This is a genomic window from Streptomyces sp. NPDC058678, assembly GCF_042714835.1.
Taxonomy (GTDB): Bacteria; Actinomycetota; Actinomycetes; order Streptomycetales; family Streptomycetaceae; genus Streptomyces.
Genome location: NZ_JBHXSG010000035.1, coordinates 18484 through 32786, shown reverse-complemented (window position 1 = coordinate 32786; position 14303 = coordinate 18484). Strand labels below are relative to the sequence as shown.

The 14303-nt window shown below is 70.7% G+C and carries 15 protein-coding genes; 6 read left to right on the top strand and 9 right to left on the bottom strand.

Features of this window, described 5'->3' with window-relative positions:
* The first annotated feature begins 307 nt into the window (after positions 1-307).
* Genes ACFWWR_RS28355 through ACFWWR_RS28345 form a run of 3 tightly spaced genes read left to right on the top strand, consistent with a single transcriptional unit; the run spans position 308 to position 3050 of the window.
* Positions 308-1378 carry a M4 family metallopeptidase gene (locus ACFWWR_RS28355; protein ID WP_384306020.1) on the top strand — a complete coding sequence of 357 codons (1071 nt, stop codon included), beginning with the start codon at positions 308-310 and terminating at the stop codon, positions 1376-1378.
* Positions 1379-1399: 21 nt separating this feature from the next.
* Entirely contained in the window at positions 1400-1666 is a 267-nt protein-coding gene (locus ACFWWR_RS28350; RefSeq protein WP_384306018.1) for a protealysin inhibitor emfourin, read from the top strand.
* Between the two features lie 46 nt (positions 1667-1712).
* A complete protein-coding gene (locus ACFWWR_RS28345) occupies positions 1713-3050 on the top strand; it encodes a GH1 family beta-glucosidase (RefSeq protein WP_384306016.1) in 1338 nt (445 codons plus the stop codon).
* Between the two features lie 307 nt (positions 3051-3357).
* Here the strand turns inward: ACFWWR_RS28345 and era are convergent, their stop codons facing one another.
* Complete coding sequence (gene era, locus ACFWWR_RS28340; protein WP_383867938.1) at positions 3358-4317, bottom strand: GTPase Era; 960 nt, start codon at positions 4315-4317, stop codon at positions 3358-3360.
* Positions 4318-4539: 222 nt separating this feature from the next.
* Between era and ACFWWR_RS28335 the strand changes: the two genes are divergently transcribed.
* Positions 4540-5847: an ammonium transporter gene (locus ACFWWR_RS28335; RefSeq protein WP_384306013.1), complete on the top strand. Its 1308-nt coding sequence runs from the start codon at positions 4540-4542 to the stop codon at positions 5845-5847.
* Entirely contained in the window at positions 5844-6182 is a 339-nt protein-coding gene (locus ACFWWR_RS28330; RefSeq protein ID WP_383867942.1) for a P-II family nitrogen regulator, read from the top strand. Before ACFWWR_RS28335 ends, ACFWWR_RS28330 begins: the two co-directional genes overlap by 4 nt.
* Before the next feature lie 26 nt (positions 6183-6208).
* Here ACFWWR_RS28330 and ACFWWR_RS28325 read toward each other — a convergent pair whose 3' ends face one another.
* The 3 genes from ACFWWR_RS28325 to ACFWWR_RS28315 form a co-directional block, all read right to left on the bottom strand.
* Positions 6209-6685 (bottom strand): hypothetical protein, encoded by a 477-nt coding sequence (locus ACFWWR_RS28325; protein ID WP_383867944.1) that lies wholly within the window; start codon positions 6683-6685, stop codon positions 6209-6211.
* Positions 6686-6856: 171 nt separating this feature from the next.
* On the bottom strand, positions 6857-7210 hold the full coding sequence (locus ACFWWR_RS28320) for a cytidine deaminase (protein WP_383867946.1): 354 nt from the start codon (positions 7208-7210) through the stop codon (positions 6857-6859).
* A 38-nt stretch (positions 7211-7248) separates the two neighbouring features.
* Positions 7249-8130, bottom strand: a complete 882-nt coding sequence (locus ACFWWR_RS28315) for a helix-turn-helix transcriptional regulator (RefSeq protein WP_383867998.1) — start codon at positions 8128-8130, stop codon at positions 7249-7251.
* An 83-nt stretch (positions 8131-8213) separates the two neighbouring features.
* On the opposite strand from ACFWWR_RS28315, the gene ACFWWR_RS28310 reads away from it, so the two are divergent.
* A complete protein-coding gene (locus tag ACFWWR_RS28310; RefSeq protein ID WP_383867948.1) occupies positions 8214-9656 on the top strand; it encodes an MFS transporter in 1443 nt (480 codons plus the stop codon).
* Here the strand turns inward: ACFWWR_RS28310 and ACFWWR_RS28305 are convergent.
* The 5 genes from ACFWWR_RS28305 to ACFWWR_RS28285 all read right to left on the bottom strand — a co-directional run bounded on the left by ACFWWR_RS28305 (position 9618) and on the right by ACFWWR_RS28285 (position 14172).
* Positions 9618-9977, bottom strand: coding sequence for an MmcQ/YjbR family DNA-binding protein (locus ACFWWR_RS28305; RefSeq protein ID WP_383867950.1), 360 nt, complete (start codon positions 9975-9977; stop codon positions 9618-9620). The two genes, ACFWWR_RS28310 and ACFWWR_RS28305, sit on opposite strands and share 39 nt — an antisense overlap.
* Positions 9974-11284: a hemolysin family protein gene (locus tag ACFWWR_RS28300; protein ID WP_383867952.1), complete on the bottom strand. Its 1311-nt coding sequence runs from the start codon at positions 11282-11284 to the stop codon at positions 9974-9976. Before ACFWWR_RS28300 ends, ACFWWR_RS28305 begins: the two co-directional genes overlap by 4 nt.
* Positions 11281-11778, bottom strand: a complete 498-nt coding sequence (gene ybeY / locus ACFWWR_RS28295; RefSeq protein WP_383867954.1) for an rRNA maturation RNase YbeY — start codon at positions 11776-11778, stop codon at positions 11281-11283. The genes ACFWWR_RS28300 and ybeY overlap by 4 nt, the downstream gene beginning before the upstream one ends.
* Positions 11779-11790: 12 nt before the next feature.
* On the bottom strand, positions 11791-12849 hold the full coding sequence (locus ACFWWR_RS28290) for a PhoH family protein (protein WP_383867956.1): 1059 nt from the start codon (positions 12847-12849) through the stop codon (positions 11791-11793).
* Positions 12850-13011: 162 nt separating this feature from the next.
* A complete protein-coding gene (locus tag ACFWWR_RS28285) occupies positions 13012-14172 on the bottom strand; it encodes a carbohydrate kinase family protein (RefSeq protein WP_383867958.1) in 1161 nt (386 codons plus the stop codon).
* Between the last annotated feature and the right edge of the window lie 131 nt (positions 14173-14303).

Below are 14303 nucleotides of genomic sequence, written 5' to 3'. Positions count from 1 at the left end.
GAGGGCTGGTCCGGAAGGACGGCCGACGGCGCAACGCCAAAACTCCGCGGGGAGGGGGTCGGCCTCGGTTACAGGCCCTCGCCGCGGCAGCTAAGGAGAAGCAGCCCGAATCGCATGATGCTCCGCAGCCTAGCCGAGCCACGCCGGTCGCGTGGGCCTGTATCAGTATGCGGGACCCCAGGGACCAATGGGACAAAAAGTGCGCCATACCACTTCGCTACGGAGAGTGAGGCTCCTTATCCCTACATTTCACCAATCATGGTTGCGGGTAGTGACACCGGAATGACTCAGTGCAAGGGTGCCGGGCATGACGACCCACGGGGGCTTCGAGCCCGTCTTCTGCACGATCGTTCCACCCCATGTCCTCGACAAGCTCGCCCGCAACGAGGACCCCGCCCTGTCCGGCCCCGCCCAGCGCACCCTTGTGCGCGACGCCCAGGAACGCAGCCGCCGCCGGGTGACCACCGAGTACGGCCTGGCCGCCGCTCCGAGGGCGAAGGCACCGTCGGACCAGCCGCTGCGCACCGTCTACGACGCCGGACGCCGGACCGTCCTGCCCGGCACCAAGGTGCGCGGGGAGGGCCAGGACCCCGGCCAGGACGCCACGGTCAACCGCGCCTACTCCGGCCTCGGCGCCACCTTCGACCTCTTCCTCAAGGCCTACCGCCGCCACTCGATCGACGGCGACGGCCTGCCCCTGGACGCCACCGTCCACTACGACGAGAACTACGGCAACGCCTTCTGGAACGGCGAGCAGATGGTGTTCGGCGACGGTGACGGCGAGATCTTCCTCGACTTCACCATCCCGATCGACGTCATCGGCCACGAGCTGGCCCACGGTGTCACGCAGTACACCGCGAACCTCACCTACTTCGGCCAGCCGGGCGCTCTGAACGAGTCGATGTCCGACGTCTTCGGCTCGCTCATCAAGCAGTACACGCTCGGCCAGACCGCCGCCGAGGCCGACTGGCTGATCGGCGCGGGCCTGCTCGCCCCGAGCGTCAGCGGCAAGGCCCTGCGCTCCATGAAGGAACCGGGCACCGCCTACGACGACGACGTCCTCGGCAAGGACCCGCAGCCCGCGACCATGGACGACTACGTCCGCACCGGCCGCGACAACGGCGGTGTCCACATCAACTCCGGCATCCCCAACCACGCCTTCTACCTGGCCGCCACCGCCCTCGGCGGCCACGCCTGGGAGAAGGCGGGACAGATCTGGTACGACGCCCTGTCCGGCGGCGAGCTGACCGAGCGCGCCTTCTTCGGCGACTTCGCCAGGCTGACCGTCAAGGCCGCCCGCGAGCGCTTCGGCGACGGCGGCGAGGAACTCCAGGCCGTGGAGAAGGCCTGGGAGCAAGTCGGGGTGCGCATTCTCTGACTCCGTACTAGACAGGGACCCATGCGTATTCAGGTGAGGCGCACGGGCGGGTTCGCGGGCATCGAGCGGTACGCCGAGGTGGACACCTCGGGCCGGGCCGATGCCCACGAATGGCACGCCCTGGCCGAGAAGGCACTCGCCGCCGGCCGGGGCACACCGCCCATCGGGGTGCCGGACGGCTTCAGCTACCAGATCACCGTGGACGGGAGGACGGTGTACGCGTCCGATCCCCGGCTGACGGAGGAGCAGCGGACGCTGATCTCGAAGGTCCTCAAGCAAGGCGCCTGACTCGTGGTTCCCGCCTGCCCGTTGACTTCCTTACCCGCCAGTACGGATGATCCGGCGCATGGCGACGAACCCGATACCCCGGCTCCCTGCGTTCCCTGACGGCTTCCTGTGGGGCGTCTCGACCTCGGCCCACCAGATCGAGGGAGCGGCCGACCTGCGCGAGCCGTCCGTCTGGGACGCCTTCGCGGCCGAGCCGGGACGGGTGAAAGACGGCTCCACGGCGGCGGTGGCCTGCGACCACTACCACCGCTACCGCGAGGACGTGGCCCTGCTGGCCGGCCTCGGCGTGGACGCGTACCGTTTCTCGATCTCCTGGCCGCGGGTGCGCGCCGAGGGCGGCCTGGACTTCTACGACCGCCTGGTCGACGAGCTGTGCGCGGCGGGCGTACGTCCGGTCCCCACCCTCTTCCACTGGGACCTGCCGCTGGCCCTCCAGGAGGCGGGCGGCTGGCTGGAGCGGGACACGGCGTCGCACTTCGCGGAGTACGTGTCGGTCGTGGCCGACCGTCTCGGCGACCGCGTCAAGAAGTGGATCACGATCAACGAGCCCGCCGAACACACGCTGTTCGGGCACGCGCTGGGCGCGCACGCACCGGGCAGGCAGCTGATGTTCGACGCGCTGCCCGCCGCCCACCACCAGCTCCTCGGTCACGGCCTCGCCGTACGGGCCCTGCGGGCGGCCGGCGCCACGGACATCGGCATCGCCAACTCGCACGGCCCGACGTGGCCGGCGTCCGAGGAGCCCGCGGACGTGGAAGCGGCCGGCTTCTACGACCTCCTCCTCAACCGCCTGTTCGCGGACCCGGTCCTGCTGGGCGAATACCCGGACGGGATGGGCGAGTTGATGCCGGGGGACGTGGCGGCGGACCTGAAGATCATCGGGGAGCCGCTGGACTGGTACGGCATCAACTACTACGCCCCGACCCGCGTGGGCGCCCCGCAGGGCGAGGACATCGAGTTCGGCGGCCTGACGATCCCCGCCGAACTCCCCTTCTCGGTCCGTGAGATCGAGGGCGTCCCGACGACGGACTTCGGCTGGCCGGTGGTACCCGAGGCCCTGACGGACCTCCTCACCGCCTTCCACACCCGCTACGCCGACCGCCTCCCCCCGATCGTCATCACCGAGAACGGCTGCTCGTACGAGGGCGTCGACGACCAGGCCCGCATCACGTACCTGGACGCCCACATCAGCGCCCTCCACCGAGCGGCGGAAGCGGGCGTGGACGTCCGCGGCTACTTCGTCTGGTCCCTCCTCGACAACTTCGAGTGGGCGGAGGGCTACGCACGGCGGTTCGGCCTGGTCCACGTGGACTACGAAACGCTGGCACGAACCCCGAAGGCGTCGTACACGTGGTTCCAGAACCTGCTGAGGCCCGAAAGCTGACCCGCACTGGGGGCTCCGCCCCCAGACCCCCGACCTGTGCCCACCCTGCCACCCGTCTCGGTTGGTCGAGAGGTGGGCCTTGTCACGACGGTTGAGGACGGCTGTTCGGCTCCCGCAGTGGACGCTTGCGTTGTGGGTGCGTTTCGACCCACCGAGTCGGGTGGTGGGTGGGCACAGGTCCGGGGGTCTGGGGGCGGAGCCCCCAGAGACGGTCACCGGGACGCCACCCAAGCCGGGTGGCAGGGGTGGCCACGGGCCCGGGGGTCCAGGGGGCGGAGCCCTCAGGGGGTGGGTGGAGCGGCCTCCGTCAGAAGCCCAGCTTGCGCAGCTGGCGGGGGTCCCGCTGCCAGTCCTTCGCCACCTTCACATGCAGGTCGAGGAACACCGGCGTACCGAGCAACGCCTCGATCTGCTTGCGGGACTTGATGCCGACCTCCTTCAGGCGCTTGCCCTTGGGCCCGATGACGATGCCCTTCTGGCTGGGACGCTCGATGTAGACGAACGCGTGGATGTCGAGGAGCGGCTTGTCGGCGGGCCGGTCCTCGCGAGGCAGCATCTCCTCCACCACGACCGCGATGGAGTGCGGCAGCTCATCGCGCACGCCCTCCAGCGCGGCCTCCCGGATCAGCTCCGCGATCATGACCTGCTCGGGCTCGTCGGTGAGGTCACCCTCGGGGTAGAGGGCCGGGCCCTCCGGCAGGAGCGGGACGAGCAGGTCGGCCAGCAGGCCCACCTGCTGGTCGGCGACCGCCGAAACCGGCACGATCTCCGCCCACTCGAACCCCAGCTCCTTGCCGAGCTGGTCGATCGCGATGAGCTGCTCGGCGAGCGTCTTGGAGTCGACGAGGTCGGTCTTCGTGACGATCGCGACCTTCGGCGTCTTCTTGATGGACGCCAGTTCCTTCGCGATGAAGCGGTCACCGGGGCCGAGCTTCTCGTTCGCGGGCAGACAGAAGCCGATCACGTCGACCTCGGCCCACGTCGTCCGGACGATGTCGTTGAGGCGCTCGCCCAGCAGGGTGCGCGGCTTGTGCAGCCCCGGGGTGTCCACCAGGATCAGCTGAGCGTCGGACCGGTGCACGATCCCGCGAACCGTGTGCCGCGTGGTCTGCGGCTGGTTCGCGGTGATGGCCACCTTCGTGCCGACCAGAGCATTCGTGAGGGTGGACTTGCCCGCGTTGGGGCGGCCCACGAAACAGGCGAAGCCCGCCCGATGGACGGCCTCCGACGATTCCGACGGCTCGGATGACTGGCTGCGAACGCTCATGCGCCCCATTCTCCCTGATCCACGGAGCCCCGCCGTACAACCGCCCGCACAACCGTCCGGACAAGCGCCTGCGCGGCCGTCCGCACGGCCACCCCCACACCCGCCTCCCCGTGAGCTTTCGGAAACCCCCTCGCAACGAAACGTCGCGGAAACACACCCGTAGACGTTCAGAAACGCACACCCGTGACCCTCTGACGAGCCCTCACACCGTTGGAGACGACCGTGACCCTCGCCGCCGCAAGCGTCGACACCGGCGACACCGCCTGGCTGCTCGCCGCCACCGCCCTCGTCCTGCTGATGACCCCGGGCCTGGCCCTGTTCTACGGCGGCATGGTCCGCACGAAGAGCGTCCTCAACATGCTGATGATGAGCTTCGTGTCGATCGCCCTGGTCACGGTGGTGTGGCTGGCCGCCGGGTACTCCCTCGCCTTCGGTGACGACATCGGCGGCGGGCTCATCGGCGGGCTCGATCACGTCGGGCTGTCCGGCCTCGGCCCGGACAGCGTCCAGGGGACCGTCCCCACCCTCCTCTTCGCCACGTTCCAGCTCACCTTCGCGATCATCACCGCCGCCCTGATCAGCGGCGCGATCGCCGACCGGGCGAAGTTCGGGGCGTGGCTCGTCTTCGTGCCCGTGTGGGCGCTGCTCGTATACGTTCCCGTCACCCACTGGGTGTGGGGCCCGGGCGGCTGGATCCTGGACCGCCTCGGCGCCCTCGACTTCGCGGGCGGCCTGCCCGTCGAGATCACCTCCGGCGCCTCCGGTCTCGCCCTGTGTCTGGTCCTCGGTCCGCGGCTGGGCTTCAAGAAGGACGCCATGCGTCCGCACAACCTGCCCATGGTCATGCTGGGCGCCGGACTGCTCTGGTTCGGCTGGTTCGGCTTCAACGCCGGCTCCGCGCTCGGTGCCAACGGCCTCGCCGCCGCCGCGTTCCTCAACACCCTCGCCGCCGGCTGCACCGGTCTGCTCGGCTGGCTCTTCGTGGAGCAGAGGCGCGACGGCCACCCGACGACGCTGGGCGCGGCCTCCGGCGCGGTCGCGGGCCTGGTCGCGATCACGCCGTCCTGCGGCTCGGTCTCGCTGCTCGGCGCCCTGGTCGTCGGCCTCGCCGCCGGCACGGTCTGCTCGTACGCCGTGAGCTGGAAGTCCAGGCTGAACTACGACGACTCCCTGGACGTCGTCGGCGTCCACCTGGTCGGCGGAGTCATCGGCACCCTTCTGATCGGCGTCTTCGCGGTCGAGTCGATGACCGGCGGGGCCGAGGGGCTCCTCTACGGCGGCGGCCTCGCCCAGCTCGGCAAGCAGCTGGTGGCCGTGATCGCCGTAGGGGCGTACGCCTTCCTCATGACGTACGGCATCGCCACACTGATCGACAAGGCGATGGGCCTGCGCGCGAGCGAGGAGCAGGAGCAGACCGGTCTGGACCTTACGGTGCACGCCGAGACCGCATACGATCACGGCGTCCTGGGCCACGGCGCCCCGGTCACCGCGTCCCTCCCCTCCGCGCAGAAGGTCAAGCCTCAGGCATGAAGCTCATCACCGCGATCATCAAGCCGTACCGCCTCGACGAGGTCAAGAACGCCCTGCAGGAAATCGGCGTGCACGGTCTGACCGTGACCGAGGCCAGCGGCTACGGCCGGCAGCGTGGCCACACCGAGGTGTACCGCGGCGCCGAGTACCAGATCGACCTGGTTCCCAAGGTGCGGATCGAGGTCGTCGTCGAGGACGCGGAATCCGACGCCGTGATCGACGCGATCGTCAAGGCCGCGCAGACGGGGAAGATCGGGGACGGCAAGGTGTGGGCCCTGCCGGTGGAGACGGTCGTACGGGTACGGACGGGCGAACGCGGCCCCGACGCGCTGTAGCCACGGGGGCCGCGTTCGCGCGCGGCTCAGTCGAACACGAACGGGCCCGGCGACTGCGGCCCGGTCGCCGTGCAGGTGATGGTGATCCCGAAGACGGTCATCTGCAGGGAACCGCCGAAGGCCTCCAGGGTGTCGCCGGAGGCCACGGTGCCGTCGAGCGGGCCGACGTTGACGGGGTCGCCGGCCGCCATGGCCGCGTTCTTCGTGCCGGTGAAGGCGGTGGTGCCGCCGGCGGCGTTCACCAGGGTGAGGGTGGAGCTGATCGAGTCCTGCGTCAGGGCGATCGGCGCGGTGATCGCGGCGGAGGTGACGGTGACGGTGGCGGCGGTGCCGTCCTGCGTCGCCGTCAGGGTGGCTTCACCGCTGCCGAAGGTTCCGCAGTCGGCGGTGATGGTGGCGGTGTCCGGGGTGACGGCCACGGCCGTGGGTGCGAGGGCGAGTCCGGTGAGCGCGAGGGCTCCGACCGCGACTGCCACACCTGTTCCTGCTCGCTTGCCTCTCATGGGATTCCGACTCCCTTCCCGAGTGGGGAAGTGCCATGTGGGGATGGACGGGAGATTGCTGACGGTCCGTCAGAACTGCTGGTCCCATTGATGCGCACGAGGCGGATGCCGACAAGAGCGATATTCAGCCGGTCCCGGCCGGTGGAGCGACCTGCGGTGCCGGTGGCCTGATCAGCCCGCGGAGACCGTCGCCCGCACGGACCCGTCCGGCCCCGCCACCAGCACCGGCGTCTCGGGCCCGCCCAGATCCCGTACGGCCGCCCGGTCCTCCGGTGCCGCGGACTCCGCGTCCGTCACCACCGCGGCCGCCTCCAGGGACTTGGCGCCCGAGGCCACCGCCATCGCCACCGCCGTCTGCAGGGCGCTCAGCTTCAGCGAGTCGAGGTCGACGGTCCCGGCGACATACGTCCGCCCGGTCTCGTCGCGTACGGCCGCCCCCTCGGGCACGCCGTTGCGGGCCCGCGCCGAACGGGCCAGGGTGACGATCTTGCGGTCCTCGGGGTCGAGCGCGCTGCTGTCGGTCATGAGGTGAGCATACGTAGCCGCGGGGCGAGGGGGCCCACTCACCCCGCCACGGGGTACATGGCCCCGCGCCGCCCCTCCGGCGAGGCCAGCCACTCCAGCTTGGCCGCGGTGTTCGCCTCGTCCAGCGGCGTGTGCAGGACGACCGTGAGGTCGGGCCGCGCCGGCACCTTCATCGCCGTGGACTCCACGCACAGCAGCCCGACCAGCGGATGGTCGAGCTCCTTGCGGATCACCCCGGCGTCCTGGATGTCCCGCCGCTCCCACAGCGCGCTGAACTCCGGGCTCGCCGCGTGCAGCCGGGCCAGGACCTCCTGGAACCCCTCGTCGTCCGGGCGGGCCGAGCAGGCCGCCCGGAACTGGGCGACGACCATGCGCGCGTTCCGCTCCCAACTCTGTGACCGGGAGCGGTACATGGGGTCGGTGAAGAAGTCGACGATGCAGTTCTGCGTGATCTCGGGACGCATGCCGAGCACCCATGCGGCGGCGTCGTTGTACATCACGCAGTTGTAGTACGCGTCCATCAGGTGCGCCGGATAGGGCATCCACGCGTCGATCAGCCGCCGCAACCCCTCGCAGCCGTGGTCCGCCGCCGGTTCGGGGGCGGGCGGGTTCAGCCCGGCGAGGACGTACAGATGGCGGCGTTCGGCGTTGCTGAGCCGCAGCACCCGGGCGACGGAGTCGAGGACCTGCGGGGACACGGAGATGTCCCGCCCCTGCTCCAGCCACTGGTACCAGGAGGCGCCCACTCCGGCGAGTACGGCGACCTCCTCGCGGCGCAGCCCCGGCGTCCGGCGCCGCGCCCCGCCGTCGGGCAGCCCCGCCTCGGCCGGGGAGACCCGGGCCCGCCGGCTCATCAGGAACTCGCGCAGCTCACGCAGCCGATGCGCCTTGCCCGCGCCCGTCTCGATCACGTCCGCCACGTACTCCCCCAAGTCTGGTGGTGCCACCACCAGGACAACTTCCCGCTCCCCACGGCTATTCCACGGCCCGCAGGCTCTTGCGCATGGCGATCGACACCTCCTCCCCGCAACTGCGCGAGACAGCCGCACCCCGCCTCTCGGCCCGCGACAAACTCGTCCTCTTCGTGCTGTGCGCCGCCCAGTTCATGGTCGCGCTCGACTTCTCCGTCCTGAACGTCGCCCTGCCCGTCCTGGGCGCGGACCTCGGCATGAGCCAGTCCGCCCTCCAGTGGGCGGTCACCGCGTTCGCGTTGCCCTCCGGCGGCTTCCTGCTCCTCTTCGGCCGCGTGGGCGACCTGTACGGCCGTCGCCGGCTGTTCCTGACGGGGCTCGCCCTGTTCGGCGCGGCCTCGCTCCTGGCGACGTTCGCCTGGGACCCGGCGTCGTTCCTGGCCGGTCGCGCGCTGCAGGGCGTGGGCGCGGCGGCGATCGTCCCGACGGGCATGTCGCTGCTGACGACGACCTTCCCGGAGGGCCCGGCCCGCGACCGCGCGCTCGGCATCTCCGGCACCCTGCTCTCCCTCGGCTTCACCGTCGGGATGGTGGCCGGCGGCGTCCTCACCGACACCCTCGGCTGGCGCTCCACCATGGGCCTGCTCGGCCTGTTCGCGGTGCTCGTGCTGCCCCTGGCCCCGGCCCTGCTCCCGGAATCCCGCACTCCCGACCGCCCCCGCCTGGACATCCCCGGCGCCATCACGGTCACGACGGGCCTGCTCTCCTTCATCTACGCCCTGTCGACGGCCGCCGACCACGGCTTCGGCCGCCCCGACGTCATCGTGACGCTGATCGCGGGCGTCCTGCTCCTCACGGCTTTCGTGGCCGTCGAGTCCCGCGCCCACTCCCCCCTGGTCTCCCTCCCGATGCTGCGCCGCCGCACGGTCGCGTGGGGCAACCTGGGCGGCCTGGTCACCTTCTCGATGATGTCGACGGTCGTCTTCGTCCTGACCCTGTACCTCCAGGAGGTCCTGCACCTGTCGGCCTTCGAGACGGGCCTGGTCTTCGGCGTCCAGGGCGTGCTCTCGGTGGTGGCGGGCTCGTACACGCCGAGGGTGATCGGCCGTCTGGGCGCCCGCCGCACGCTCGTCGCCTCCCTCGCCGGCCAGGGCGCGCTGGTGGCGACCCTCCTGGCCCTGAACGAGGACGGCTGGTCGGTCTGGTTGGCCACGGCCGCCGTGTCCCTCGCCAGCATGTGCCACCTCGGCGCGATCATCTCCTACGGCCTGACCGTCACCTCCGGCGTGCCCGACGCGGAACAGGGACTGGCCACCGGCCTCGTCACCTCCACCCAGCAGGTCGGCATCACCATCGGCATCCCCCTCCTCGGGGTCCTGGCGACGACGTCGGGCGACCTGATGTCCGGTGTCCACACAGTGCTGGCCCTCGACGCGGCGATCGTGCTCGCGGCGGCGGTGCTGGTGGCGGTGGGGCTGCGGGTCCGCCGGGGCGACTCAGGGACGGTCGAGGCGGAGGCGGTCGGCGCGCGGTAGACCGGCCACCACCAGGTCGTACGAGTCCTCGACGAGCTCTCGGACCAGCCGGTCCGGGAGGTCGCCGTCGACCGTGACCGTGTTCCAGTGGCGCTTGTTCATGTGGTAGCCGGGGATGACGAGCCCGGGGTGCTCCTCACGGAGCCGCACCGCGTCCTCCGGGTCGCACTTGAGGTTCACCGTCAGAGGCCGCGCGTCGAGGTCCGTCAGGGCGAACAGCTTGCCCTGCACCTTGAAGACGGACGTCTGCGGGTTGAACGGGAAGTCTTCGACGGCCGCGTTGAAGGAGAGGCAGAACGCGCGCAGTTCCTGCGGGGTCACTCCGCCTTCGTCTCCTCGTCCGCGGAGGCGCCGACCGGGTCCATCGGCTCCACCAGCACCGTCACGATCTTGTTCCGGCGGCCCGCGGCGGCCTCCGCCGTCAGGCGCAGCTCGCGCCCGTCGGGAAGTTCGACGACGGCCGACGCTCCGGCGATCGGGACCCGGCCCAGCGCCTTCGCCAGCAGCCCGCCGACGGTCTCCACGTCCTCGTCGTCGTACTCCTCCAGGCCGTACAGCTCGCCGAGGTCGGTGATGTCGAGGCGGGCGGTGACGCGGTGGCGGTCGCCGCCCAGCTCCTCCACCGGCGGGAGTTCACGGTCGTACTCGTCGGTGATCTCGCCGACGATCTCCTCGAGGATGTCCTCGATGGTGACGATTCCGGCCGTGCCGCCGTACTCGTCGATGACCACGGCCACGTGGTTGCGGTCCTGCTGCATCTCCCGCAGCAGGTCACCGGCGTTCTTGGTGTCGGGCACGAAGGCGGCCGGCCGCATGGCCGTCGACACCAGTTCGCTCTCCGCGTCCCGGCTGATGTGCGTCTTGCGGACCAGGTCCTTCAGATACACGATCCCGACGACGTCGTCCTCGCTCTCCCCGGTGACGGGGATGCGGGAGAAACCGGACCTGAGCGCCAGGGTCAGCGCCTGACGGATCGTCTTGTAGCGCTCGATCACGACGAGGTCGGTCCTCGGGACCATGACCTCCCGTACGAGCGTGTCGCCCAGCTCGAAGACGGAGTGCACCATGCGGCGCTCCTCGTCCTCGATCAGCGACTCCTTCTCGGCGAGGTCGACCAGCGCCCGCAGCTCCGCCTCGGACGCGAAGGGGCCGCGACGGAAGCCCTTGCCCGGGGTGAGGGCGTTGCCGATGAGGATCAGCAGGGACGGGATCGGGCCCATGATCCGCGCGAGCGGGAGCAGGACGTACGCCGCAGCCGTCGCCGTGTTGAGCGGATGCTGGCGGCCGATGGTGCGCGGGGACACCCCGACGGCCACGTACGACACCAGGACCATCACCCCGATCGCGACCAGGAGCGCCTCGGTGGTTCCCGCGAACTCCTGCAGACAGGCGTACGTGATGAGGGCGGCGGCCGCCATCTCGCAGGCGACGCGCACCAGCAGCGCCACGTTCAGATAGCGGGTCGGGTCGGCGGCGATCTGGGCGAGCTTCTCGCTGCCGCGACGGCCGGTCCGCACGGCCTCCTCGGCCCGGAAGCTGGAGACCCGCGCGAGGCCCGCCTCCGCGCAGGCGGCGAGCCAGGCGACGACGACCAGGGCGATCGCGCCGGAGACGAGCGTCGGGCTCATGAGACGGTCGGAGCCGGGGACGGACCGGTCAGGCCCTTCTCCGCACGCCAGCCGTCCACGATGGCGGCCTGCAGCCCGAACATCTCGGCCTTCTCGTCGGGCTCCTCGTGGTCGTACCCGAGAAGGTGCAGCACTCCGTGGACGGTGAGGAGCTGGAGCTCCTCGTCCATGGAGTGCTGCGTGTCCGCTTCCTTGCCCTGCTTCTCGGCGACCTCGGGGCACAGCACGATGTCGCCGAGCAGCCCCTGCGGGGGCTCGTCGTCGTCCTTCGACGGCGGCCGCAGCTCGTCCATGGGGAAGGACATGACATCGGTCGGCCCCGGCAGGTCCATCCACTGGATGTGGAGCTGCTCCATGGCGGGGGCGTCCACGACGATCACCGAGAGCTCGGAGAGCGGGTGGATGCGCATCCGCGCGAGCGCGTAGCGGGCGATGTCGAGGATCGCCTGCTCGTCGACCTCGGTTCCGGACTCGTTGTTGACGTCGATCGACATGGTCGTGCTGGTCTACTTCCGCTTGTTACGGGCGCCCTTGTGGGTGCCGTTCTCCGTACCGTTCTCGCTGTCGTACTTCTCGTACGCGTCGACGATACGGCCGACCAGCTTGTGCCGTACGACATCGTGGGACGTGAGCCGCGAGAAGTGGACGTCGTCGAGGCCCTCCAGGATCTCCTGCACCTGCCGCAGCCCGGACTTCGTGCCGCTCGGCAGGTCGACCTGGGTCACGTCACCCGTGACGACGACCTTCGAGTCGAAGCCGAGCCGGGTGAGGAACATCTTCATCTGTTCGGCGCTCGTGTTCTGGGCCTCGTCCAGAATGATGAAGGCGTCGTTGAGCGTGCGACCACGCATGTACGCCAGCGGCGCGACCTCGATCGTCCCCGCCGCCATCAGCCGCGGGATCGAGTCGGGGTCCAGCATGTCGTGCAGCGCGTCGTACAGCGGGCGCAGGTACGGGTCGATCTTCTCGTAGAGGGTGCCCGGGAGGAATCCGAGACGCTCTCCCGCCTCCACCGCCGGGCGGGTCAGGATGATGCGGTTGACCTGCTTGGACTGCAGGGCCTGCACCGCCTTGGCCATGGCGAGGTAGGTCTTGCCGGTGCCGGCGGGGCCGATGCCGAAGACGACCGTGTGCTTGTCGATCGCGTCGACGTACCGCTTCTGGTTGAGGGTCTTGGGGCGGATCGTGCGGCCGCGCGAGGAGAGGATGTTCTGCGTGAGCACTTCGGCGGGGGTCTCCTCGCCGTCGCTCTCGCCGCTCTCACTGGCTCTCAGCATGGCGATCGAGCGTTCCACTGCGTCCTCCGTCATCGGCTGTCCGGTGCGGAGCACCAGCATCATCTCGTCGAACATGCGCTGGATGAGTGCGACTTCGGCGGCTTCGCCGACCGCGCTGATCTCGTTTCCGCGGACGTGGATGTCGGCCGCCGGGAACGCCTTCTCGATCACGCGCAGTAGGGAGTCGCCGGAACCCAGCACGGTCACCATGGGGTGCTGGGCGGGGACGGTGAACTGTGCTCTGGCCTGCCCCTGCGCGGGTGTGTGAGCTGTGGGTGTCTGAGTCATGGGCCGGCGCTGTAGGCCTGCGGTTCCTCCTCATCACGGCCGCGTAGCTGAGAGCGGCCTCGCGATACCAAGGGTACGACGGTGCACTGACAACGCCGTAGGGCTTTTCGCCGACCCTTCCCGGGGCGGGGCCCCGGGACGGTCACCAGGGCGCCGGGCGGCTCACGCCGACCGCCCGAACCCGATCGTCGGCACCGCCCGCCGCAACGGCCACGGCCGCGCCGCCTCCTCCTCCGGCACCAGCCCCGCCAGGAACCCGTACCGCTGCAGCGCCGCCGGGTCCTGCCCGTCCACCGACTGCACCTTCCGCCACCACGCCCCGATCTCGGACCACCCGGGCGCCGACAGCGACCCGCCGAACTCCTGCACGGACAACGCGGCCGTCAGCCCGCCGAACGCCAGCCGGTCGGCCAGCGGCCACCCCGCCAGGGTGCCGGTGACGAAGCCCGCCACGAACACGTCCCCCGCCCCGGTCGGATCCAGCGCCTCCACGGCGATCGCCGGCACCTCCGCCGTCTCCCCCGTCCGGCGGTCCACCGCGTACGCCCCCTCCGCGCCGAGGGTGACGACAGCCACCGGAACGTGATCGGTCAACGCGTGCGCGGCCTCCCGCGGACAGGCCGCCCCCGTGTACCGCATCGCCTCCGCCGCGTTCGGCAGGAACGCCTCGCAGTGCTCCAGGTCGGGCAGCCCCGCCAGATCCCACGCGCCCGTGTCGTCCCAGCCGACGTCACCGAAGATCCGCGCCCCCTTGCGTGCGGCCTGCGCGATCCAGGGCGCCCGTCTGCCCGGCGTGAGCGAGGCGATGGCGGCACGCGCGCGTGGCGGGCACTCGGGCGCGCCCCCTTCGATGAGCTCGGCGTCGGGGGGCGGCTCGTGGCCGTGGGAGATCATCGTGCGCTCCCCCTCGTACGCCATGGAGACGGTGACCGGCGAGTGCCAGCCGGGAACCGTGCGGGACGGCGTGAGGTCGATGCCCTCGCCCGTCTCCAGCGCGTCCCAGCAGTACTCGCCGTAGTGGTCGTCGCCGAACGCGGCCGCGAGGGACGTGCGCAGGCCGAGGCGGGCCAGCGCGGTCGCCATGTTCGCCACGCCACCCGGGCTCGATCCCATCCCGCGCGCCCAGGACTCGGTCCCGCGCACCGGGGCGGAGTCGAGCCCGGTGAAGATGATGTCGAGGAAGACGGTGCCCGTGAGGTACACGTCCCAGGGCGGATCGCCGGGGGTGCGCAGGGCGGCGAGCGGGTCGACCTGGGCCCGAGGATGCCCGGCCTCTCCGAGGTGCGACGGTCCCTTTCCGGTGGACGCGGTGGACGCGATCACGGTGCGCTCCCTGACGTGGTGCCGATCAGGCCAGTCTGCACCAAGCCAGTGTCAACGCGCCGTCGTCACACCGTGACCACAGGCTCCGTCCGGCCCACCGCAGGTCCCGGCAGGGCCACCGCGGGTCCCGT